This is a genomic window from Foetidibacter luteolus (genome assembly GCF_009650435.1).
In the GTDB taxonomy this organism is placed as follows: domain Bacteria; phylum Bacteroidota; class Bacteroidia; order Chitinophagales; family Chitinophagaceae; genus Foetidibacter; species Foetidibacter luteolus.
Genome location: NZ_VVIP01000056.1, coordinates 22,453 through 43,488 on the forward strand (window position 1 = coordinate 22,453; position 21,036 = coordinate 43,488).

Annotated in this window: 25 protein-coding genes; 21 read left to right on the top strand and 4 right to left on the bottom strand. The window is 43.7% G+C overall.

What is annotated here, in order from left to right; translation table 11 throughout:
* Position 1 precedes the first annotated feature (1 nt).
* From F0364_RS17355 to F0364_RS17395, 9 genes are all read left to right on the top strand, one after another.
* Positions 2-196, top strand: a complete 195-nt coding sequence (locus F0364_RS17355) for a hypothetical protein (protein WP_153799072.1) — start codon at positions 2-4, stop codon at positions 194-196.
* Positions 186-1,604: a phage tail sheath family protein gene (locus tag F0364_RS17360; RefSeq protein ID WP_153799073.1), complete on the top strand. Its 1,419-nt coding sequence runs from the start codon at positions 186-188 to the stop codon at positions 1,602-1,604. The genes F0364_RS17355 and F0364_RS17360 overlap by 11 nt, the downstream gene beginning before the upstream one ends.
* Before the next feature lie 49 nt (positions 1,605-1,653).
* Positions 1,654-2,172 carry a phage major tail tube protein gene (locus tag F0364_RS17365; RefSeq protein WP_153799074.1) on the top strand — a complete coding sequence of 173 codons (519 nt, stop codon included), beginning with the start codon at positions 1,654-1,656 and terminating at the stop codon, positions 2,170-2,172.
* A 66-nt stretch (positions 2,173-2,238) separates the two neighbouring features.
* Positions 2,239-2,580 (top strand): hypothetical protein, encoded by a 342-nt coding sequence (locus F0364_RS17370; RefSeq protein ID WP_153799075.1) that lies wholly within the window; start codon positions 2,239-2,241, stop codon positions 2,578-2,580.
* 190 nt (positions 2,581-2,770) lie between these two features.
* Positions 2,771-4,816 carry a phage tail tape measure protein gene (locus F0364_RS17375; RefSeq protein ID WP_262885391.1) on the top strand — a complete coding sequence of 682 codons (2,046 nt, stop codon included), beginning with the start codon at positions 2,771-2,773 and terminating at the stop codon, positions 4,814-4,816.
* Between the two features lie 3 nt (positions 4,817-4,819).
* Positions 4,820-5,665 carry a phage tail protein gene (locus F0364_RS17380; protein WP_153799077.1) on the top strand — a complete coding sequence of 282 codons (846 nt, stop codon included), beginning with the start codon at positions 4,820-4,822 and terminating at the stop codon, positions 5,663-5,665.
* Entirely contained in the window at positions 5,662-5,877 is a 216-nt protein-coding gene (locus F0364_RS17385) for a tail protein X (RefSeq protein ID WP_153799078.1), read from the top strand. Before F0364_RS17380 ends, F0364_RS17385 begins: the two co-directional genes overlap by 4 nt.
* Positions 5,878-5,879: 2 nt before the next feature.
* Entirely contained in the window at positions 5,880-6,896 is a 1,017-nt protein-coding gene (locus F0364_RS17390; protein WP_153799079.1) for a phage late control D family protein, read from the top strand.
* Entirely contained in the window at positions 6,896-7,570 is a 675-nt protein-coding gene (locus tag F0364_RS17395) for a phage baseplate assembly protein V (protein WP_153799080.1), read from the top strand. Before F0364_RS17390 ends, F0364_RS17395 begins: the two co-directional genes overlap by 1 nt.
* 2 nt (positions 7,571-7,572) lie before the next feature.
* Here the strand turns inward: F0364_RS17395 and F0364_RS17400 are convergent, their stop codons facing one another.
* The 3 genes from F0364_RS17400 to F0364_RS17410 are packed head-to-tail and all read right to left on the bottom strand — an operon-like array spanning position 7,573 to position 9,039.
* On the bottom strand, positions 7,573-8,313 hold the full coding sequence (locus F0364_RS17400) for a hypothetical protein (protein WP_153799081.1): 741 nt from the start codon (positions 8,311-8,313) through the stop codon (positions 7,573-7,575).
* Positions 8,314-8,360: 47 nt separating this feature from the next.
* Positions 8,361-8,678: a HigA family addiction module antitoxin gene (locus F0364_RS17405; protein WP_153799082.1), complete on the bottom strand. Its 318-nt coding sequence runs from the start codon at positions 8,676-8,678 to the stop codon at positions 8,361-8,363.
* Between the two features lie 46 nt (positions 8,679-8,724).
* The gene (locus F0364_RS17410) at positions 8,725-9,039 is read right to left on the bottom strand and encodes a type II toxin-antitoxin system RelE/ParE family toxin (RefSeq protein WP_153799083.1); all 315 of its coding nucleotides are present in this window, start codon (positions 9,037-9,039) and stop codon (positions 8,725-8,727) included.
* 116 nt (positions 9,040-9,155) lie between these two features.
* Here F0364_RS17410 and F0364_RS17415 point away from each other — a divergent pair, with 116 nt between their 5' ends.
* The 12 genes from F0364_RS17415 to F0364_RS17470 all read left to right on the top strand — a co-directional run bounded on the left by F0364_RS17415 (position 9,156) and on the right by F0364_RS17470 (position 20,400).
* Positions 9,156-10,124, top strand: a complete 969-nt coding sequence (locus F0364_RS17415) for a GPW/gp25 family protein (protein ID WP_153799084.1) — start codon at positions 9,156-9,158, stop codon at positions 10,122-10,124.
* A 5-nt stretch (positions 10,125-10,129) separates the two neighbouring features.
* Entirely contained in the window at positions 10,130-11,236 is a 1,107-nt protein-coding gene (locus F0364_RS17420; RefSeq protein ID WP_153799085.1) for a baseplate assembly protein, read from the top strand.
* Positions 11,229-11,879, top strand: coding sequence for a phage tail protein I (locus F0364_RS17425; RefSeq protein ID WP_153799086.1), 651 nt, complete (start codon positions 11,229-11,231; stop codon positions 11,877-11,879). Before F0364_RS17420 ends, F0364_RS17425 begins: the two co-directional genes overlap by 8 nt.
* 1 nt (position 11,880) lies before the next feature.
* Positions 11,881-12,318 carry a hypothetical protein gene (locus F0364_RS17430; RefSeq protein WP_153799087.1) on the top strand — a complete coding sequence of 146 codons (438 nt, stop codon included), beginning with the start codon at positions 11,881-11,883 and terminating at the stop codon, positions 12,316-12,318.
* A gap of 7 nt (positions 12,319-12,325) precedes the next feature.
* The gene (locus F0364_RS17435) at positions 12,326-13,267 is read left to right on the top strand and encodes a hypothetical protein (protein WP_153799088.1); all 942 of its coding nucleotides are present in this window, start codon (positions 12,326-12,328) and stop codon (positions 13,265-13,267) included.
* A 2-nt stretch (positions 13,268-13,269) separates the two neighbouring features.
* A complete protein-coding gene (locus F0364_RS17440; RefSeq protein WP_153799089.1) occupies positions 13,270-13,710 on the top strand; it encodes a hypothetical protein in 441 nt (146 codons plus the stop codon).
* Between the two features lie 17 nt (positions 13,711-13,727).
* Positions 13,728-17,120 carry a hypothetical protein gene (locus F0364_RS17445; protein ID WP_153799090.1) on the top strand — a complete coding sequence of 1,131 codons (3,393 nt, stop codon included), beginning with the start codon at positions 13,728-13,730 and terminating at the stop codon, positions 17,118-17,120.
* Positions 17,121-17,289: 169 nt separating this feature from the next.
* A complete protein-coding gene (locus F0364_RS17450; protein WP_153799091.1) occupies positions 17,290-18,585 on the top strand; it encodes a hypothetical protein in 1,296 nt (431 codons plus the stop codon).
* 181 nt (positions 18,586-18,766) lie between these two features.
* Positions 18,767-19,015: a hypothetical protein gene (locus F0364_RS17455; RefSeq protein WP_153799092.1), complete on the top strand. Its 249-nt coding sequence runs from the start codon at positions 18,767-18,769 to the stop codon at positions 19,013-19,015.
* A complete protein-coding gene (locus F0364_RS17460) occupies positions 19,015-19,224 on the top strand; it encodes a hypothetical protein (protein WP_153799093.1) in 210 nt (69 codons plus the stop codon). Before F0364_RS17455 ends, F0364_RS17460 begins: the two co-directional genes overlap by 1 nt.
* 11 nt (positions 19,225-19,235) lie before the next feature.
* Positions 19,236-19,874, top strand: a complete 639-nt coding sequence (locus F0364_RS17465; RefSeq protein ID WP_153799094.1) for a hypothetical protein — start codon at positions 19,236-19,238, stop codon at positions 19,872-19,874.
* A gap of 4 nt (positions 19,875-19,878) precedes the next feature.
* Positions 19,879-20,400 (top strand): hypothetical protein, encoded by a 522-nt coding sequence (locus F0364_RS17470; protein ID WP_153799095.1) that lies wholly within the window; start codon positions 19,879-19,881, stop codon positions 20,398-20,400.
* A 169-nt stretch (positions 20,401-20,569) separates the two neighbouring features.
* Here F0364_RS17470 and F0364_RS17475 read toward each other — a convergent pair whose 3' ends face one another.
* Complete coding sequence (locus tag F0364_RS17475; protein WP_153799096.1) at positions 20,570-20,914, bottom strand: response regulator transcription factor; 345 nt, start codon at positions 20,912-20,914, stop codon at positions 20,570-20,572.
* Positions 20,915-21,036 lie beyond the last annotated feature (122 nt).

Below are 21,036 nucleotides of genomic sequence, written 5' to 3' on the forward strand. Positions count from 1 at the left end.
CATGAAAAAATATGTTTATACGGCGGTTAACCCCTGCCATACGATTGTAAAAATTAATGGCGAAGAAGTGCACGTGTCTTTTGTTAAAGACGAAGTGTATCTACTCCCGTCAAACGAGCCGGAAATTTTGAAGTTGATCGAATCCGGCTTACTTGAAATTCTAAAATCAAAAAACAAATATTCAAATGGCGACTAATTTCATTCACGGGGTTGAAACCATAGAAATTGATAACGGGTTGGTTGCGGTTAACGAAGTTAAGACCGCCGTTGTGGGGTTGGTTGGTATAGCTCCTAAAGGCGACAAAAATAAAATTGTTCTTGTGCGGAATACCCAGGATGCCGCGCAGTTTGGCATTCAGGTTCCGGGCTTCAATATACCGCAGTCGTTAGCGCATATTCTTGCGCAGGGCAATGGTGCGATTTTAGTGGTGAATGTTTTTGACAACGTGGCGCATACAACTGCTGTAGCTGCTGAAAGCAAAACTGTTGCTGATGGTAAGCTGAAGCTTGCAAGCGCTCCTATTGGCCCTGTTACGCTTTCTAAGCCTGACGATTCGCCGTCTGATTTTGTGCTTAACACAGATTACACCTTAGATGATTTTGGAAACTTCCAGGTTATCAAAGGCCGTATTGCTAATGGCACTGTAATCAAGTTTGCTTACAAAAAATTAAACGCAGCAGCCATAACAGAAGCGGTTATTAATGGTACTGTTGCGGGCAATGGCGCCAGAACAGGGCTGAAGTGTTATGATCTTGCTTTCAATCAATTTGGTTATAACGCCAAAATTTTTATTGCTCCTGGCTATAGCGCTATTGCTGCTGTAGCAGCGGAAATGCTGGTGGCAGCTAATAAGTTCCGCGGCGTTGCCGTACTTGATAGCACCTATGGTATGAGTGTTTCCGATGCCATTGCCGCACGCGGCGGCGCTTCATCTTCCAACTTTAATACTGCCGACGAAAGGGCAATTCTTCTATATCCCTACCTGAAGGCCTATGACGAAGCTACGGGCAGCGATCAGGTAGATTTTCCCTATTCTGCATTTTACGCCGGTGTAATGGCGGCTACAGATCGGGAATTTGGCTACTGGTTTTCGCCATCAAACAAACCAATTCGCGGTATCACAGGCGTTGAAAAACAAATTTCTGCCAGTCTTAACGACGATACCGCCGACACAAACATATTAAACGCCGCCGGTATAACCACTGTATTTAACAGCTTCGGCACTGGCTTTCTTGCGTGGGGTAACCGCAACGCTTCATTTCCTGTTAATACGACGCCTAAGAACTTCATTTCAATGCGCCGCATTGCCGACGTAATACACGAATCCCTTGAACAGGCGTGTATGCAGTTCTCCGACCGGCCTATTAACATGGCTCTGATTGATGACATAAGACAGACCGGCAACAACTTCATAGGGATTCTGGTAGGTCGCGGGGCATTAATTGAAGGCTCCCGCGTAGTGTTTAAAAAGGCAAACAACCCGGACCCCGATTTAGCCAACGGCCATGTAAAATTTGACATTGAGTTTATGGGCGCCACGCCAGCGGAAAGAATTACTTTCTTATCTCGCCTGGATATTTCGCTTTACTCAAACCTGCGATAAGCAAACGGCATAGCAAACAATCTTTTTCAACTAATATAATTTTTTAAAAATGAGCATAAAGGTTAACAGGTGTACCAATGCCAATGTTTACGTGGATGGCAACTCGTACATGGGCCGCGCCGAAGAAATTACCCTGCCGGAGTATCAGGCAAAAATGTCCGATCACAAGGCGCTGGGTATGGTAGGCGAAAGCGAACTGCCGGCAGGCCTTCAAAAAATGTCGGCTAAGTTCAAATGGAACGCGATATACGAAGATGTGATGAAGAAAACGCATGACGTGTACAGCGCGTTTCGTATAATGGTGAGAACCTCTGTTGAAACCTGGGAAGGCGGCACAAGGGTTTCACAGGTGCCGGCAGTTATATACTTAACCGGCAACTGGAAAAAAACCGGCGGACTTGGTTTCAAGGCGCAGGACAACGTAGAGACTGAAAGCGAAATGAATGTTACCGCCTATAAAATGGAAATCAACGGTGAAGAAATTGTAGATATTGACATTCTTAACAACAGGTGGCGTGTTGCCGGGGTTGACCAGTTGGCAACATACAGGGCAAACCTGGGCCTTTAAAATTACATAATGGCCCTTCAATTGCGGGGGCCTCTTTTATAGCGAAAAGAGCAAACAAAAACAAACATGGAAGCAATGTTAATCACTGAAGAAGTGGTATTTAAAGAACCAAAAAAAGCTAATGATTTTCCTGCCGGGGAACATGAAATAAGGCATAGCGAAAAAGGCAAACAGTTGATATACGTTCTTCTCGCTGATGAACGCATAGCCAAAGTGAAACAAGGTACGGGCGCCGCGGTTGAGCAGGCAACAATGATGATGGGTAACGATAAGTCGAAGTACCTTAGTTCTCTAATGGCGGGCTGCATTGAAATTGACGGCAGGCCTTTAGTAATGGAAGAACTTGCTGAACTGCCCATGAAAAGCTATATGCGGTTGCAGCTTGCATTTTCAGAGCTAAATTTTTAGCAAGCGCTGAAAACATTATGTTTTTGGCGCATTTCTCAAATACACCGCTTTCAGAGCTACTAACCTGGCCAACCTCTAAGCTTCATTTCTGGTACAATGAAGCACATGCATTGTACAAAAAAATACATCCACAAGGCGAATGAGTGACGCACAAATGAGAATCGCAGTTGTGCTTTCAGCGTATGACAAAATGAGCGCTGTTATTAACGCTTCCGTTAATAAGGCTCAAAGCAAACTAAAATCTTTTTCTAAAAGCGCCGATGCGCTTGCAGATAAATCTTTCAAGACCGGCCAGCAATTAATTGCTGGCGGTCTTGCTATTGGGGCGCCGATCTACAAAGCGGTTCAAGCTGCTACGGAGTTTGAAACAAAGATGATTGACATTCGCAAGCAGATGCAGCAAGACACGCCGGAAACGGTCAAGGCAATGACGCAAGACGTTATGAAGCTTAGTAAGCAATTGCCAGTTGCCACCGGTGAAATACAGGAAATGATAGCGGCAGGTTTGCGTATGGGTATTGCGCAGGACAAGATAATAGACTACACGAAAGATGTTACAAAAATGTCTGTTGCCTTTGACATGGGCGCCGGCGAGATTGCGGACAATATGGGCAAAATTGCAAACGTGTTTAAAATTCAGGTTGCAGAAATTGGGGACTTTGCAGACACTATTAATTATCTGGATGATAACACAATGGCCAAAGGCTCTGAACTAATAGACGTGCTGCAGCGTATTGGCGGTAGTGCAAAATCGTTAGACAAGAATGCGGCGGCTGCATTGGCATCTACAATGCTTTCGCTGGGTGAAAGTTCAGAAACGGCCGGCAGCGGCATTTCTGCTATGCTTAATAGGCTTTCAGCCGCTACAATGCAAAGCAAAAAGTTTCAGGACGGGTTAGGTATGTTGGGCATTAACTCCGCAAAACTGCAAAAAGACATGTCCAATACCGCTACAGCCCAAGGGGCCATAATGGAAGTTTTCTCAAAAATACAAGGACTTAAACCGGAAAAACAAACAGAAGCTTTGGTGCGCCTGTTTGGGCAAGAGCACGGGCCAAAGCTGCAAAAGCTTGCAAACAATGTTGGCGAATTTAGAAGGCAGTTAGAGTTAGTGAATGGCCAGCAAAAAGGCAGCATGGATAAGGAGTATCAGAAACGCGTTGCTTCAAGTGCGGCTCAAATGCAGATATTCAAGAACCGCATACAGGAGCTTTCCGTTAAAGTGGGTTCAGCGTTGTTGCCAACACTAAATAAGATTGTTGCTTCGGCGGGTAAATGGATGGATAAAATTAGTGGCTTTATTGATAAGCACCCTAAGCTAATATCTGGCCTTGCTATTGCCGCTTCCGCTGCTTCTGGCCTTTCTATAGCTGGGGGGTATTTGAGTTTTGTCGTTGGTGGCCTGGCAAAAGGTTTCAGCATCGTGAGTAAAGGGGTCGGCATCGTCATTCGCGTTTTTAAATACTTGAAAGATGCTTTTTTGATTTTGCGCATAATTTTTATGGCATTCCCTATTGTTGGCTGGATAATGGCGATTGCTACAGCGGCATTCTTTATTATAAAGTATTGGAAAAATATTTCTGCATTTTTTGCAGGGTTATGGGGTCGGGTAAAGAATGTTTTTTCCAGCACCTGGACTTTTTTAAAGCGCCTGTTTTTGAACTATACACCGCATGGCCTTGTAATCAAGCATTGGGACAAAATCACGGCCGCGTTTAGTAATATTTGGGGAAAAGTTAAAGCTGTTTTTTCTGGCTGGGTAAGCTGGGTTTTTGGTCTTGGAAAAACGTTTATCAATGCCGGCGCCAACATTGTAACAAGCATTTGGGAAGGTATAAAATCAATGGCTCACAAACCTATTGAGGCGGTTCAAAATATGGTTGGAAAAATACGACGCTTATTACCTTTTAGCCCTGCTAAAGATGGTCCGCTAAAAGACATTCATCGTATTAAGCTGGTTGAAACTATAGCGGAAAGCATTAAGCCCGCAAGTATGATTAATGCTATGAAGAAAACCGCTTCTTTGGCGCTTAACTTTCTAACGCAGCCATTCCAGCAAAACACAGTAAGGCCTGCTGCTGCCGGCAGTGGCGGAATGAATGTGAATATTAATATAAATCTTTCAGGCAGTGCGACGCAAAAGGATGCGGAAATGATTAGGGCTGCTATTAAGAAAGAATTTTCAGCGCTATTGGCACAGCATAATAACCAAAAGGCCCGTGTAGGGTTCATGTAAAACATGTACGCACAACTTGGAAATATTAGGTTTGAAAATTTAAAAGGCTTTACTGAATATTCTAAAGCCGGTTCTTCCACCTACGCAGAGCATCAACTATTAGACGGTAAACCGAGGCTGCAGCTTACTGGCCACGGCCTGGAAGAAATAACAATAGCAATGCGGCTCCACGCTTCTTTTTGTAATCCCGAAAACGAGTTAGAAGCAATACGCAATTTTCGCTTGAATGGCGAAATATTGCCATTGCTTTTTGGTAACGGTAGGCTGGTGGGCAACTTTGTTATTGTCAGCATGACGGAAACGACCGAAGACGCAGACGCGCAAGGCAATGTTTTTTCTTACATCGTTAACTGCTCGCTTCGTGAGTATGTTACGAATGATAAGCTGCAACAAGAACAGGCACAGAGCCGGCGCCGGGCCGCATCCGTTGGGGATATTAGGCCGGTGAGTGTTATAAAGACTAACCCACCGACCGGCGCGGCTATTGTTTCTTCTTTAGTTTCCAGAACAGAAAACAGCGCCGCCGCCATCAATAACACAATGATTGAGCGCGGCGGCATTGAGAACCCGGTGAACCGAAATAAGGTGCTTTCAAATCTTAAGCTAATTGCTGAAAAAGTAAACGACTTAACGAACCTCACAGGTGAGGCAACAAGCCCAGCCTTTGGCGATAATAGTTTACAGGTAGCAGCTAACCGGGTTTTAAACGAGGCAAACAAATTCATTGATATTGCCGCAAACAAGGCCTACCCGCTGGCCGGGCCGGCAAATAAAAATTTGCGTGAAGCTGTAGTAGGTTTGAAGTCAACAGCCAGGAAATACGTTAACAAAACAATCTTAAGGCGATGATAAGGCAGATAACTACAAAAGGGGGTGAGCGTTGGGATAACATAGCCTTGAGTGAGTATGGCAACCCGGCCATGATGGGGGACATTATTGCCGCTAACCCTGGCATTGATATTACAGACACTTTGCCCGCCGGCGTTGTGTTAGACATACCTATAATACAGAAAGCAGATGTTGCAACCAGTTCCGAAAACGTTCCGCCCTGGAAAAGATAACTATGCAGGTACCAAAAACGACATACGAAGTACTTTACAATGGAAAAAATATTACTGGCGACATATTGCCGTATGTTCTTTCTATCAATTATACAGACCGTGCAACCGGCGAAGCTGATGAACTTGAAATAGTTTTAGAAGATAGTGCGAAACTGTGGCAGCTTGACTATTACCCAACGCACGGCGATACTGTTAGTGTTCAGTTTTTTGACTTAGGCCGCACGCTTAATTGCGGCGCGTTTACCATTGACGAAGTAACTGCTTCGTTTTCCCTGGACGGCGATATAGTGACAATAAAGGCCCTTGCTGCAGGCATTCATAAAGACTTGCGCACCGTTAAATTTTATGCTCACGAAAAAAAGACTTTACGTGAAATAGCCAATACTATTGCTTCCCGGCATGGCCTTACTGTAGAGGGTAATATACCAGATGTTCGTATAGAGCGCAAAACACAGTATCAAAAAACTGATCTGCATTTTTTGCAAGAATTGGCACATGATTACGGGTATACTTTTTCAGTTCGTGAAAACAAGCTAACGTTTACCAACATGCTTGAACTGGAAAGCAAGGAAACTTCGCTTATCATAAACCGTAATGAGGTTACGCGTGTTGAGGTAACAGACAAAACCGCACAGACTTACAGGACTGCCGATATAAAGTACCACCACCCCCGTAAAAAATCAACTATTGTTTTTACAAAGCCGGAAAACGAAACGGCTTTCAAAAGTGCAAAAGCCGACACGCTTGTAATGCGTAAGCGCATAGAGAACAAGCAACAGGCCGAAATAATGGCTACGGTAGCTTTATACCGCGCAAACAGCCTGAAGCAAGAAGGCACGGTAGAAATGCCGGGTAATGTATTCGTTTTGGCTGGCAATAGCGTTCAGCTTACCGGGTTCGGGATGGCAAGCGGAAAGTATTACATAACAGAAAGCACACACAGCGTTTCAAGGGACGGGGGTTATGCTTCTGCCGCACAAATCAAACGTGTTGGCCTCATTTCAAAAAATGACTACTAATGACCTGTTTAAAATATGGCCTTGTTTCGGAGGTAAAGCCAGGCTTTGCAAAAGTTTCGTTTATTGAAGACGAATTTGTAACAGACTGGATGCCCGTTATTGTGCGAAAAACAAAAACGGACAAAGAAAGCTGGCAGCTTGAAATTAACGAGCACGTTGTATGCCTTATGCTGCATGACTGTGACGAAGGTGTAATATTGGGCGCCATCGTAAATGATGAAGACACGCCAGACCCCGGCGAAGGCGCCGGCAAGTTTCGCAAGCTCTTTTCCGATGGCACTTTTATAAAATATGATAAAGCAGCACACGAACTTACTGTTGATGTTAAGGGGGATTTGAAGGCAGTAACAACCGGCAAGGTTGAAATACGGGCGGGTGGAAAAGCTGATGTGCAAGCTGCCGGCGATATTACGGCGCAAACGCCAACAAAAGCCACCATACAAGCCCCTGTAATCAATTTGACTGGCAATGTAGTTGTTTCAGGCAGCTTGCAGGCGGCGGCAATATCTGCAATAGCAAGTGGCGGCTTCGATGGCAAAATAACCAGTAATGCAAACATTGAAACAACCGGGGAAATAAAGGGCGCGGACATTAAGGCAGGTGCCATTAGTTTATTAACTCATAAGCACGGCGGCGTGCAAACCGGCGCGGGATTAACGGGCACACCAGTATAAAGCTAATTGCGTTCCCTAAAATGCAATTCTCTTGGGTATCTAAACAATTTACGAACATCAGTTCCATATCTTGTAAAATCCGCTCCTTTTTCAACGTAAATCAATCCTGAATGATTTGGGTGGTTAGCTAAAGATTTCATATAATATCCGCCGCCGTGGTTTCTCTCGTCTGGTGGGTACCCTAAAAATCCTGTTACATATACCTCATCAAAAATGAATTCCATTTGCCACAATACCGCATCATCTGCTGAAATAATTTCATAAGCCTGGTCGTCATAATTGTATTGGCAGTCCTTGCATGATTCTTTTATTTCCACTACATTATCACGAATTATCGCCAGGGTAATCCCTTTTGAATCTCTTAGTACATAATCAACCAATAACTTTTGGTTTTCTACCTTTGCCTGAAATGTTGGAGCTTTTGTGTCACCTAAAACAAATTCGACTTTCCCATTTCTATTAGAAGCTTCTGTTACAGCATCTCCAAATATTCTTACAATTGGGTATTTGCTTACACGATCGCTTTGCAATTCTGCAAATTTTCTTTTTATATTTTCATCTCGGTTTGTATTATATAGTTTAATTCCAGCAACCCCTGCCCCGGAGATTATCATTATAACTCCAATTATAATTCTTGTTTTTTTGACTTTTTTCGATGGCTTATATTCGGTTTCTTTCGTAACATAATCCCATAATGATATTACGGCCCCTACAATCAAAAGAATAAGTGAAACGGTATACATTTTTAAAAAGTCATTTTAATAAAGGAGCGAAGCTCCTTATTTATGGTCTACGCTACTTGTAATTTTTCTTTCCTCTTGTTTTTTAGTGTGGTTAAGTCATGAAGGTTCTGCATGTTTAACCAAAATTCGGCCGGTATTTTTAAAACCTCTTCCAGCTTAAGTGCTAAGGCGGGGGTTATATTTCTCTTGCCTTTAAATATTTCACTTAGATTGCTTCCGTGTATATCAAGTGCTTTAGCTGCTTCTGATTTTCCTAATCCCCTTTCTTCAATCTCGTCTTTCAGTACTTCGCCTGGATGGATAGCCAGGGCTGAATAAATAGGCTTTTTGTCGTGATCAAGTACGACATTTGCAACTTTGCTCATTTTAAAAAGTTTTAATTAGTTTTAATTAGTTTTATTGCTACCGTGACTAATGGTAGTCTGTTAGTTCGTGAATTTCTGCTATTTCAATGATTTGTGACCCGTCTATTTGTTTCAAAATTTTAAAAACAATTCTGTATTGATCGTTTACCCGTATGCTATGAAACCCTTTGTAATCGCCTTTCAGCGCCTCAAAATGTAGGCTTCCAAATAATTTGAGTTGCGCAGAATTTGTAACGCTTCTCAAAATAGAAACCTTCTTTATAAACGCCCTCACAATTCCTTCGTTATAAACTGGTTTTCTCCGCTCCTTACCATGTGTAAAGATGTATTCCAGTTCGGGGTCTATAAATATAACAACCATAGCAGTAACTTTTACCAAAAGTAGGTAAATTCTTTTATTTACCAAAATCTGGTAAATAATTTTTGTCTCAATCTTGTCTCAATGTGCCTTAGCAATGTTTGCATCTTGCGCCCTACATGGCAACCTTAGATAATATAACGTCTCCCGTATGGGGAATAAGTACTAAAGGCTACGGGGTAGTAGTTGAAGGGTTGCCGGCTATACGTCAGTGTATTGACTTGATTTTGCGAACAACAAAAAGAAGTGACCCGCTAAGGCCGGAGTTTGGTAGCGACATTTATTTACACATCGCTTCGCCGCTTAACATCGGCATACCGAATATTAAAAAGGCCATTATTGAGGCTTTGGAAATTTGGGAGCCGCGCATAAAAGTTACTTACGTAGATCACTACTTAAAGGACGTTCATAACCCGGTCTTCCCAATTACCTATAAACTTGTTGACGAAGATTTAGAGGACAGTATAATTTTCGACTTGCTGGACGGTGTTAAGTCGGATGCCCAGGACGATGAAATAATTTTGCAAGCGCCATACCCGCTCAACCCTGATGCATTCCCTTACTTTATAACGTTTGTGAAGAATGGGGCGGACGTTCCGCCCATGCCGTGGCCTATTGGTTATGCTACGTTGGAAGATTTGTTTTCCTGGGTAACGACAAATTGGGGGTATACTGGCCGCTGGTTTCAGCTTGCTGACAAGTTTGTATTGTATATGCGGGCTGAAGGCGTTGAAAGTGCAAGCCTTGCTATTTCAGTTTTGCCTGTTGTGCGTATTTCATGTGAGTTCCCGCCCTTGCCCATTGACTTTCACTTTTCAATTTCATTTATAGTTAACGGCGCTGATGCTTTACCGCCTATGCCCGCTTTTGCAGGCATGGGCCAGGTGCTGGATTGGGCGCGAACAAATTGGAGCGAATACGGCGACTGGTATGTAGAAAGCCGCACCGCATCCGGGGAGTTAATATTTAGCGAATCGTTTACCAACGAATTTGAAGACGTTGGGCCTATGGCTGTTTACAGTCTTGTTTGTATTTCACGTCTACAAGGGTTTGAAGGCTCGTTAGAAATAATAGCCGAAGCCGATTAGTTAACATGGCTGATCTTTTGAAATTCATTCACGAAGACGCGGACACGATAATAGCGGAGTTGAAGGCCGATTTAGAAACCCGGCTTAATAGGCAGCTTGCGCCGGCAGATGTTGAAATGCTATTGGTGCAGGCATTGGCATACCGGGAAATGTTATTGCGCGCAAACATCAATGATGCGGCCCGGCAAAACCTTGTTGCCTTTTCTCGCGGCGCCGCGCTGGAATATATTGGCGAGTTAGTGGGTGTATATCGCCTGCCGGCTGCGTCTGCTGCCTGTACCATTCAATTTACTTTAGTTAACGGCCATACTGGCGTACAGATATCGGAAGGATTAAGAGTGCAAAGCACAGACGGCAAAGCCATATTTAGAACTATTGAAGCGGTTGTAGTAAATCCAGGCACGTTAACCGTTAACGTAAATGCGAAATGCTCAACGGCTGGTAAGATCGGCAACGGTTATACTTCTAATAAAATAAATATAATTCTTGACCCGCAGCCCTATTTAACGGCAGCACAAAATACAGACACTTCAAGCGGTGGCGCTGATGAAGAATTAGACGAAGATTTGCGCGAACGTATAAAGCTTGCGCCGGCTTCATTCAGCGTTGCCGGTCCTGTTGATGCTTATATCTTTTTTGCGAAAAGTGCTTCATCCGCTATCGTGGATGTTGCTGTAACAAGTCCCGTGCCGGGCCAGGTGAACATTTACCCATTGCTTGAAAACGGGGCATTGCCTACACAAGCCATTTTAGACGCTGTGTTAGCCATCTGTAACGGTGACAAATGCAGGCCGCTTACAGATACGGTTATCGTGGATTCCCCCACTATACAGAACTATGCTATTAACGTTCAATTGACCCTGCTTACAAAGGCTGTTAATACAAATGCAGATACTACGGTATTGCAGGCGCTTACAGCCTGGAAAGATAGCCGTAAAAATCGTTTAGGCCTTGACGTGGTACGCAACAAAATTGCCAGCATGGCAATGCTGGACGGCGTAGTATATAACGTGAATGTTGTTAGCCCTGCAGCCGACATAGTAGCAACTCCGGAAGTTTACACTAACTGCACCGGCATTACTGTAACAATAATCGGTACCGCTGATGAATAAGAACGGAAGTGTATTAGCGGATAGCATAGCGCATGTAAAACACCTGGCCGCGTTTGATTTGCTGGTAAAAAAACGTTACAGCGAATTGGAGTTAGACAAGCTGTTGGTTTATGTTATTGACACGGTGGACGCGGGCGCTATTCCTTACTTGGCTGAACAGTTCGACGTATTGGGTTACAAGGGTTTCAGGCTTGCAACTACTGAAGCGGAAAAGCGCAACATCATAAAAAAGTCAATTGAGTTGCACCGCTTCAAAGGCACTCTTTGGGCTGTACGTGAAGCATTGCAGGGCATTGGGTTTGGGGATATAGAAATAACGGAACATGTGGACGATCATTGGGCAAAATTTAGAGCAACTATTGACCTTGGCGAAAAGAGCCTGAATATTCAGGAAATGCAGGATATCGTAAAAATGATTTACGAATACAAAAATGCCCGTTCTCACTTAGTAGATGTTACCTACACTATAAGCATTACTGAAGATAAGTTAACCATAACTGACGACTTCAGCGACGCTCAAGCAACAGACGATGCCGACGCTATAACAATAGGCGGCAATAATCTGCACGACGGATTAAGGTTGCGTAATGGCTCCATTAATTACGGCCCTGATTCAGATGTTTTAACTATTCAAATTGTATAGAATGTACGACGGCATTAAAGCCCGCGGCGCTGTTCGCATCGAAGTTTGGGAAGGTGACACTTTGCGGGATGTAATAACCGAAAACAACTTAGTTGTAACCCTGGGCAAAACAAATATTGCCCGTTTGTTGGGCGGGCATGCTTCTGGAAAGAAAATTGAAAAGATTGGTATTGGCACAAGCTCCAACGTTGCTGCAGCCGGTGACAGTAGCCTAACAAACGCTTTTATAAAAGCTATTGATACCGTAAGCTACCCAGACGCACAAAGCGTTCAGTACAACTTCGACATTGATAACGGTGAAGGCAACGGGTTAACCATTCGTGAATTTGGTTTGTACAATACGGATAACGTTTTGTGTGCCCGGAAAGTTCGTACCGGTGAAATAACCAAAACAAATCTTATACGCCTTGTTGGCTCATGGAAAATAACAATCAACTAATTTCTAAATGGGACTTTACCAGGGCTTAGACCTTTTCCCTACAGACATATACCAGTTTGATGAAACGGACGTAGTGCAGGGCGGGCCAAACGGCATAGATAACGTTCCGCTAAAACAATTGGCAGACCGTACAACCTGGCTATTTAATCGGACTGGCCGAATTGCAGAAAAAGAAGTATCGGCTTCGGGGGCGCTTGATAAAACCAACGCCAACACGCTTATTAACGTTGTTGCTGGTGTAGGGACGATAACTCAAACGCTTGGAAACTTATCCGATTACCAGCCCGGCGCCGTGGTATATTTCGCGGCTCACTGCGCTTTTGGGGCTAATGTTAAGCTTGCGGCTACAGGTGCCAGCTTTTGGGACTATGAAGGCCATAAAAGCGAATTATACCTGCATAATAAAGAGTTTATAGCACTGCTTTCCACGGCTACACACTGGAAGATATTGCAGGCTTCACCGGGCATATACCAGGCGGGCGAAGAACTTAAAGCTCGTCGTAGGCTTAATAATACCCTTGTGCTTGACGGCTCATTAGTAAGCCGTGCATCATATCCGCGCCTTTGGGCTTTCGTTCAAACGCTCACTATGGGGCAAGAGGTGGTTAGTGAGAGTACTTGGCTTTCTGACCCATACCGTTACCGAAGTTGTTTTACTACTGGAACTACGGGCGCAAATTTTAGACTTCCGGACGAGCGCGGCATGTTTGAAAGAATGTTGGATTTGGGCCGCGGTGTTTCTTTTGGACGTACACACAACTATGCAGGTGGTTACGAAGCTGATATGTTTAAAGAGCATGACCACGAATTTGCTGTAGCGGTAACACCTGGCGGCGGTTCGGCTGGTGGCCGCTCTAACACAACCGGTCCCAATGGGAAAACTACAAAGGCTGGCGGCGAAGAAACGCGCAGCAAAAACATTGGCAAACTCCATTTAATCAAATACTAAATATGAAACGACTATTTTTTATTGCCGCGTTACTGGCATTCAGTAGCCTTTGCGGCGCACAAAGCTTTTCTGACACAGGGCAGTTAAAAACTTATATCCGCAACAATATAAGAGACAAGCGCCCGGATAAGGTAACCGCGGAGCAAATACAAGTTGCCCTGCTTGGTGTGTCAAACTTTTTAAATACTGGCACCAGTTCACAAAAATTTGTAAAGGACACAACAATGACACTTACGGGCGGCGTTGTGGCTGTTGATGTAAGCTTAAGCGGTGCATCTTTTACCCCAGCTTACACAACGGTTGAGGTTTTGAGCAACTCCACAAATGACCCCTTCGCAAACAACCCGCGAAAGCGGTTTAATCCTTCAACCATGAAACAAGAATTAAGGTTCTCCGCTGGTCCGATTACGGTTGTAGCGTACAGAATCACAGCAGTACAGTAAATTTTACTTTCTATGAAATGAAAAAACTTTTTTTCTTATTGCTTCTCTTTATATCCGTTTCATCCATAGCGCAAGACTTTCAGGAGTTTAGTATTACAGTGGATTCGGTGGGGGCTTTGCGTAGCCGCGCAGGCAATCATAAAGGGTTAGCACTGGTAAAATCACCAGACTATAACCGTAATGGAGAATTTATATTTTATGAATATGATTCAACATCCACGGACGCGGACGATGGTGCCTTAAATATTCGTGTAGGGATTCTTTTAAAAGGTGCATGGAAATTACTCGTTACGGAAACGGTAAAAGCTTCGGCATTTGGAGTAGAGGCAAAAGATAGTGACAATGAGGGGCAAGCAGGTTTGAAGAATATGGCAGGCAGATTAACGTATCTTATGAACTACCTGCGCTATACTAATACCGGTCGAATAAGGGCGGTTTATCTGCCGCCGGGGTATATATTTACCGGTTACTTTGAGGTCCCCAGCAATGTCATTATTGTAGGCTCTGGCGGAACTACTGAACAGTCAGGCCGTAGCGGCACTACCCTCGTGCAATACCCTGGATTAAATCAGGACATTATGTGTTTGAAGGGCACCCAGGGCAGCACCATCGTGTTTTGGCAGGGCGATATAGTGAATATAAAATTTAAGGGCAGTCCGACAGCTACCGCAGGTTGTGGTATCACAACAAAAGATAGTACGGGAGCCATCTCAACCCCTTCTGATTTATCCCGTGTAAGCGGCTGTATTTTCAGGGATATAGCGGGTTATAACTTATACTTGGCTAATGGGGCCGCGCCTATGCTTATTGAGTTTTGTAAGTTCCTTAATGGCAAAACGAAAGCGCTTGTAGCTGAAAGGCCAACTATTGGAGAAAGTGGGCTGCAGAACTTAGAAATTAATACTTGTTCCTTTGATGCCATCTTGGATATACCACTACTTATTAAAAACTTTGGTTCAAAGTCTCAAGTAAATATAAGAGGTTTTAAAAACGAAGCGCGTAGAAATTCTGCCGCTGGTAATCAGCCGGGCGGTGAGATAGCCATAAGGTTTGAAGAATCAGCAGTAAAAGCGAAAATTGACGGGGCATATCATACCAGTAGCATTAATGATGGTGGAGATACAACCCGCTATCCTGGGCCATTGATTGAAATTGTGAGCACGGCAGGCCGTAAACCCACATTGAACATTTCAAACGCTGTAATTCGCCTGCCGGAAGGCCCAAATAGCGGAGATACGCCGGTATTAATTAAAGGAACGCATATTGATTACGATGCTACAGATGTAAAGTTTGGCGGTAAAAACAGCCAGCTTAGTGATACTATTAATGGAAGTGCTTCGATTCTTCCAATAGGCTCTGAAGGGTACAGGATTAGGCCACCGCTGGCCGGACGTTACCCAATCCTGCCACTTAGCGGCGCATGGCCCGGCATGGCATTTTACCAGCCCCCGTATTTGGGTGGCGTAGCAAATAAAACACTTTCATATTTGAGGTTGCGAAATGGAAATATCACGTTCAGTAACTACGCTGATGACGGAACGGAACACGCATTTTACAACCAATCCTTTGGCAGTGCCGGTAACGGACAGCGTGCAACCTGGCAAATAGTGGAACACAGGCAGATAGCCAATATGCCGAAAAACCAGTTTATTAACAACGGTGTTTCGGTGCCGGTAAATGCTGGCGGGTGGGAATGGCGTGCCCGTAGTTCATCTACAAATATTTTGGGCTTTGGTACGATCAGCGATGATGCAGCAACCTATAACCCCGGCTTTGATATTGTGCGCTCCATGAATTTTACAAGGCCTGGCGGCATGTATATGTATATGCCTTTCATTTTTGGCGGTCCGACTTCGCGCAGTGCTGGTACATCTGTATTTGCAACCCTTGCTAATGTTAACGACAGCGTAGGCAATGGCAAGGATGAAAACAGTTGGACAGTTGTAAATGCAACTGCTAAAGACCTGGTAAGGCTTGACAGCGTGCAGGTAAACCAGCTTATTATACTGCACTTCGCAGATGGTAATACAACCATGCGAAACAAGCGGCCTGCCATCGCAACACAAAATCAATTTTTGTTACAAGGCGGCTATGATTGGAACCCTACCGCAAATTCAATGTGGGCGGGCATGAAGGTTGGCAGTTATATTGTTGAGCTTGGACGCAGCTATGGTACTTACACCGGTAGCCTGCCGTGGGTTCAAAATCAATATTCGACCTTCCAGGCGGCAAGCGCAAGGCTTGACAGCTTGCAGTCAAAGTATTTTAAGCCTGGCGATTCGGTTTTTGTTCGGTTTTCTACTCCCCGCGGCCTTGAATGGGGTACAGATGCTAAGGTAACAGGTAATAATGTGCCACTTTCAGCCACCGCGCGGAGCAACAGCCGCCTATTTATGGAGTTTTCGCATACCGCTGGTAGCGGCATCGGTTCAGCACCAATTCTAAGCACCCGTGACACTTCCGGCGTAATTAACTTCCAGGTTGACGGACGTTCTTTGTTTTACCGCGGCGTGAAAATTTCAGATGGTACAATCTGGTTTGACAATCATCCAACAACAGTTTCCAATGCTTATGCTGTTGTAGTGTATGATAGTATTGATAAGGCTTACCGCACAATCCCGGCAAGTTCACTACCTGGCGGTGGCGGCGGTTCTGGAACCGTAAATAGTGGCACAGCAAACCGGTTGGCATACTATAACAGTACCGGCACAACGGTAAGCCAATTAGCTGCAATGACTGCAGCCCGTGCTGTAATTACGGACGCGAACGGCCTTCCAACAAATAGCACGGTAACAGCCACCGAATTAAGTTATTTGAGCGGTGTTATATCTGGCGTGCAAGGGCAAATAAACAACAGAACAACAGAAGCCCGTGTAATTGAATTAATAGGTGAGCATGCCCCTTCAGGTGGCGGCGGTGGTGGTATTCAAAATTTAGTAACACGAACAATTGGCAACCCTTATCAGCTTTTGTTTCCACAAGACAGTACTAAGCTTGCAATTAAGCCTTACTTGTTTTCAACAGAAAGCTTTGAAACTGAAGTGGCCGACAGTGCAATAAACATAAAGCGAAAAGGGGAGAGGTACTATGAAGCGCAAACAACGAACGCAACAGCAGCCAACACGGATTACCCTGTAACTGCAAGCGATGTTTACCAAATTACCATACGGGCAACATCTGCTGCCGGTCTGGAAAAACATTGGGAATATCTGGCCCCTATAAAATGGGCACCTGGTGGATGTACCTTACTTGGTGGCTCCGCTATTGCTTCTGTTAATGGTATCGGGGATAGCGGTATATCTTCTGCAAGTGTTGCAATAAGTATAAACGGTACTGATTTACGAATAGCGCGAACTGGCATAGCGAGTACCACAATAAATTGGAACATAATTGTAGTAAAACGCATGTAGCACTATGAAAAAACTCTTATTATTCCTGTTAGCCTTGCATCTGTTTTCCCTGGCAGATGCAAGGGTTATAACCAACATGCGGCGAAACTCTGGCACCGCAGTTTCTTACTCTAATTGTTCGGGCGAAGGTGGCGGCATACAGCTTACAAACTTTTCCTTTTTACGCATTTTGCCGGGCGATACTATACAACTTGAAGCGGGCGCAAACCCTTACCCCGGCATTGGCCTTTACAATGTTCTTGGCACGGCGGATTCGCCTGTGGTTATTATAAACCCGCCAACAGGCTTGCCTTCACAAATTGGCATGTCAACCACCGGGGTTAACCAATCTTTTATAATTACGGGCCGTTACATTAAGGTGTTAGGCAACGGTAATCCTTCTTATGCCCGTGGTATCAAGTTTCAGGGGGGGGACGGTGCTACCACATGCGCTATAAAACTGTATGCAAGTGTATCAGCAACAGCGGGCGAATATGATAACACCAGTGATATAGAAATAGCATACTGCGAAATTGGTAGTCCAGTTAATGCTGGCAAGCTTAGTAAGGGCATTTTCCAAGCCCCTAACGAAGGCAACAAAATGCGCAATATTAAAATTCATCACAATGACTTTTGGAATATTGGGTATATAGACGATTGGTCCAATCTTTTTGAAGCAATGTATTGCGGGTACTACAGCCTGACAAACCCGAATTTAGAATGGACTTACGAAAACTTTGAACTTGCCTATTGTAACTTTTACAATGTTCACGGTGACGTTTTCCAGGGCAAAGGCGGTGATTTTTGGGTGCATGATAACTACGCATACAATTGCGGCTTATCTCGTAATCCTGGGCAGGCATGGATATTTCAATATGGCGAATGGGCTTACGGTAGATGTTGGAATAATACAGTAATTAACAGTCGTGCAGGCTTTCTATTTAGTAAGGGCCTTGGCTTTTTGCGGATTGACCACAACTATATTTTTGGCGTGCAGTTGCGACGCGGCGAAAGTTCAGACGGTGCAGTGTTTTATTTCAATGGAGATAATTTTTCAGGCTGGCCGAACTTCAGATATCAAATTGACAGCAACACAATCGTTAACAGCTTTGGGTTTTCGGCGGTATTTCAAAACATAACTCCAACCGGAAGCCAAGATATGAGTTATTATTTCGATAATAATATTGTGGGCTTGCCTGCTGGTAGAGTATTAATTATAAAGACTTCAAAAGACGACACAACCAACATAAGGCGCGGCTTTATTGATATATCTAAAAAGCTTCAGCTAATTAGAGGGAAGCGTATTAATCTGACTACAAGCGTCAATTATAGCGAAAGTTATTTCAGAGAAGATAAGCGGCCCGCTACAGGATGGCCGGTTGATTGGCCTGTGTATAACATTACACAAAGTGTTTGCGCGGTATTGCCTAATACGGGATGGGGAAATATTATGAATAGACGAAAAACGAACCCGACAAACATTTAAAAGTAATTATTTGATACATTTGCGCTTTAAGGGTTTAGGGTTGAAAATGCCGGGTATTCTTGCCCGGCATTTGCTTTTATAGCCATTGTCTCAATCTTGTCTCAATGCGCCTTCACTATTGCTGTCCCTTTGTATTCCACATGCGTTAAGCAAAATTGTTTCAAATACCTGTTTTATGTAAATGGAAAAAGAAGTTATTCAGAATGTAGTATCTGAAAGTTACAAGTATGGTTTAGCGGTTACGATACTTGTTGTTTTAAACATCGCCCTTTCAGCTTTCATTTTTTTTATGTGGAAACAAACCATTAAAGAGAAAAATGAATTGGTTGAAGTGATTAAGGAAAACACCGCTGCCTTTACAAGCCTACAGGGTACTATTAACCAGTTACAAGGCACTATAACTACTCTCATCCAATTAATCCGCAAGTAATGAACGAAGTAATAAACAACTTCAAAAAACCGGCTCCTAAATGGTTTAGAAAGCTAAAAAATTCCGTTTCAATTGCAAGTGATACGGCAATAGTTCTGCTTATATCAACGGGGCATTCGGAAAACAGTGTAGCAATGCTTATAGCCCGTGTAGTTGTAAGTAACGCTATGAAAATGCTTGAAGGCATTTTAGTTGAAGACGAAGCTTAAAAATCCTTTTTATGAAATATGCAACCATTATTTTACTCACTCTTTTTGTTTCATGCGGGCCGGTTAAAAAAACCGGCTTTGAGCATTCTACCCAAAGCGACAGCACCCAGATAAAAAAGCAGATCAGCATAGACTTACAAAAGCAGGATAGCGCGGCCACAACGGAAAAGAATACCAAAGCGCAAAGCAATGTTGACAGTGGTTATAAGAAAACAACTAAGGTAAAAGAGTGGCTTTATATAGTCCCTGGCGATGATTCTGAATTTTCAAGCGGGCTTTTAGATTCGTCAGTAGGGGACGCAAAAAACTTACAACAAAAATATTTCCCGGAACTCCCGGCGGTTGCCGGTGCCCCCAATAAAAAGAAAGGAAACGCCCCCAATACCGGGGCTTTCCTTTACCGGGAAACTGAAATAGAGGAAACGGGTAAGCTTACAAAAGAAGGTGTTCAGGAAAGCACAGAAAGGGCCACTACTAACGTTTCGGACATTGGGGCCGCTATTGATGCAAATAGCGATTCTACAGCCGTTAAAAACGACGAAAAGCAAAGCTTCTTTGAAAAGCACCGGGGCAGCATTACCGGCAGCATATTGACTTTACTAATCGTTGCCGGTGTTGCTTTTGGACTGTACCGGTTCTTAAAAAAATAGTAGCATGGTAAACGCATACCCTGAAAAGCCGGCCATCCCCTACATGCGTACAACTGTTGAAATGCCGGAAGTAATTCACTACTTAAAAGCTTTAAACGTTCCTGCTGAAATAAAGCGCGGCGCATATATCATATTTCGCAACGAAGGTGCTAACGGAAGGTCTGGCATAAATCATAACTATATCGGCGTGCAGGCTGATAGCGGGCGGTGGCCTGCAGCACTGGAACATCATATAGTAGGCGTGGTAACAAAGCGGGAAAATCAAACTGGTAAACTGCGCCTGTTTTGTGCTTTCAGGTCTTGGCAGCCAAGTGTTGACTTTTTGGTAGATCGTGTACAAAAGCGCGGTTTCTATATTGGTGGCACCACTACCAAAATTGTTACAATGAAGGTTAACACGCCTGAAGACCTGGCAACCGCTTATTACCGTAGCTGGGTAAAAGGTGACGCAAAATACAAGCTTACAGAATCCAATTTTTCATCAATAAAGAGTATGTACAATCAAGCAAGCAAGATTTTTTTGTAGTGTTTATTTTGGTTGCTTTAAAAGCGAAGGCCCCTTTTTAGGGGCCTTTTGATTACCAAACTCCAAGAGCGCTACATCCCTCATCTATTTTCTCCCCAAAACTATAGTAAGGTAATAACTTCAAATGGATGCTTGGCACCTTCTTCTATTCTCGTGCACATTATCTTTTTTAAGGTTTTAAATGAAAGGCTATCTTTTCAAGCATTTTATCTAAGTCAAACGGCTTTTCAATATAGTCATCCGCTCCGCACTTTTGCATAAACTTTTCTATTTCTTGGTTTGCTGACATAAGCACGATGGGTATGCTTTTACAGGCTTGTTTTAGTTTTTTACAAAGTTCATCGCCCTTTATACAGAGTAACCCATAGTCAATCAAGTATAAGTCAGGCTTGCTTGAGCTATATAAAGCTTCTTGTGAAAAACAAAATGTTTCTATTGTATAGCCTTTCTGTGATAACCATAATTGGAGTAATTCGGCTATATCAGGGTCGTCTTCCACTATTGTAATTTTCATAAAAATACTTTTCAGGTTAACAAATGGACAAGGTTTGCTAACACACTGCGCGCAGGTAAAAAAACGAACAAATTTTGTTACGCCTGCCGCAGTTTCTGTTATGGTAGATAATTCTAATATAA

What these genes read in the sequence shown, in the direction of transcription:
- F0364_RS17355 (WP_153799072.1), top strand. Translation starts at nt 2, where the DNA reads ATGAAAAAATATGTTTATACGGCGGTTAACCCCTGCCATACGATTGTA.
- F0364_RS17360 (WP_153799073.1), top strand. Translation starts at nt 186, where the DNA reads ATGGCGACTAATTTCATTCACGGGGTTGAAACCATAGAAATTGATAAC.
- F0364_RS17365 (WP_153799074.1), top strand. Translation starts at nt 1,654, where the DNA reads ATGAGCATAAAGGTTAACAGGTGTACCAATGCCAATGTTTACGTGGAT.
- F0364_RS17370 (WP_153799075.1), top strand. Translation starts at nt 2,239, where the DNA reads ATGGAAGCAATGTTAATCACTGAAGAAGTGGTATTTAAAGAACCAAAA.
- F0364_RS17375 (WP_262885391.1), top strand. Translation starts at nt 2,771, where the DNA reads ATGAGCGCTGTTATTAACGCTTCCGTTAATAAGGCTCAAAGCAAACTA.
- F0364_RS17380 (WP_153799077.1), top strand. Translation starts at nt 4,820, where the DNA reads ATGTACGCACAACTTGGAAATATTAGGTTTGAAAATTTAAAAGGCTTT.
- F0364_RS17385 (WP_153799078.1), top strand. Translation starts at nt 5,662, where the DNA reads ATGATAAGGCAGATAACTACAAAAGGGGGTGAGCGTTGGGATAACATA.
- F0364_RS17390 (WP_153799079.1), top strand. Translation starts at nt 5,880, where the DNA reads ATGCAGGTACCAAAAACGACATACGAAGTACTTTACAATGGAAAAAAT.
- F0364_RS17395 (WP_153799080.1), top strand. Translation starts at nt 6,896, where the DNA reads ATGACCTGTTTAAAATATGGCCTTGTTTCGGAGGTAAAGCCAGGCTTT.
- F0364_RS17400 (WP_153799081.1), bottom strand. Translation starts at nt 8,313, where the DNA reads ATGTATACCGTTTCACTTATTCTTTTGATTGTAGGGGCCGTAATATCA.
- F0364_RS17405 (WP_153799082.1), bottom strand. Translation starts at nt 8,678, where the DNA reads ATGAGCAAAGTTGCAAATGTCGTACTTGATCACGACAAAAAGCCTATT.
- F0364_RS17410 (WP_153799083.1), bottom strand. Translation starts at nt 9,039, where the DNA reads ATGGTTGTTATATTTATAGACCCCGAACTGGAATACATCTTTACACAT.
- F0364_RS17415 (WP_153799084.1), top strand. Translation starts at nt 9,156, where the DNA reads ATGGCAACCTTAGATAATATAACGTCTCCCGTATGGGGAATAAGTACT.
- F0364_RS17420 (WP_153799085.1), top strand. Translation starts at nt 10,130, where the DNA reads ATGGCTGATCTTTTGAAATTCATTCACGAAGACGCGGACACGATAATA.
- F0364_RS17425 (WP_153799086.1), top strand. Translation starts at nt 11,229, where the DNA reads ATGAATAAGAACGGAAGTGTATTAGCGGATAGCATAGCGCATGTAAAA.
- F0364_RS17430 (WP_153799087.1), top strand. Translation starts at nt 11,881, where the DNA reads ATGTACGACGGCATTAAAGCCCGCGGCGCTGTTCGCATCGAAGTTTGG.
- F0364_RS17435 (WP_153799088.1), top strand. Translation starts at nt 12,326, where the DNA reads ATGGGACTTTACCAGGGCTTAGACCTTTTCCCTACAGACATATACCAG.
- F0364_RS17440 (WP_153799089.1), top strand. Translation starts at nt 13,270, where the DNA reads ATGAAACGACTATTTTTTATTGCCGCGTTACTGGCATTCAGTAGCCTT.
- F0364_RS17445 (WP_153799090.1), top strand. Translation starts at nt 13,728, where the DNA reads ATGAAAAAACTTTTTTTCTTATTGCTTCTCTTTATATCCGTTTCATCC.
- F0364_RS17455 (WP_153799092.1), top strand. Translation starts at nt 18,767, where the DNA reads ATGGAAAAAGAAGTTATTCAGAATGTAGTATCTGAAAGTTACAAGTAT.
- F0364_RS17460 (WP_153799093.1), top strand. Translation starts at nt 19,015, where the DNA reads ATGAACGAAGTAATAAACAACTTCAAAAAACCGGCTCCTAAATGGTTT.
- F0364_RS17465 (WP_153799094.1), top strand. Translation starts at nt 19,236, where the DNA reads ATGAAATATGCAACCATTATTTTACTCACTCTTTTTGTTTCATGCGGG.
- F0364_RS17470 (WP_153799095.1), top strand. Translation starts at nt 19,879, where the DNA reads ATGGTAAACGCATACCCTGAAAAGCCGGCCATCCCCTACATGCGTACA.
- F0364_RS17475 (WP_153799096.1), bottom strand. Translation starts at nt 20,914, where the DNA reads ATGAAAATTACAATAGTGGAAGACGACCCTGATATAGCCGAATTACTC.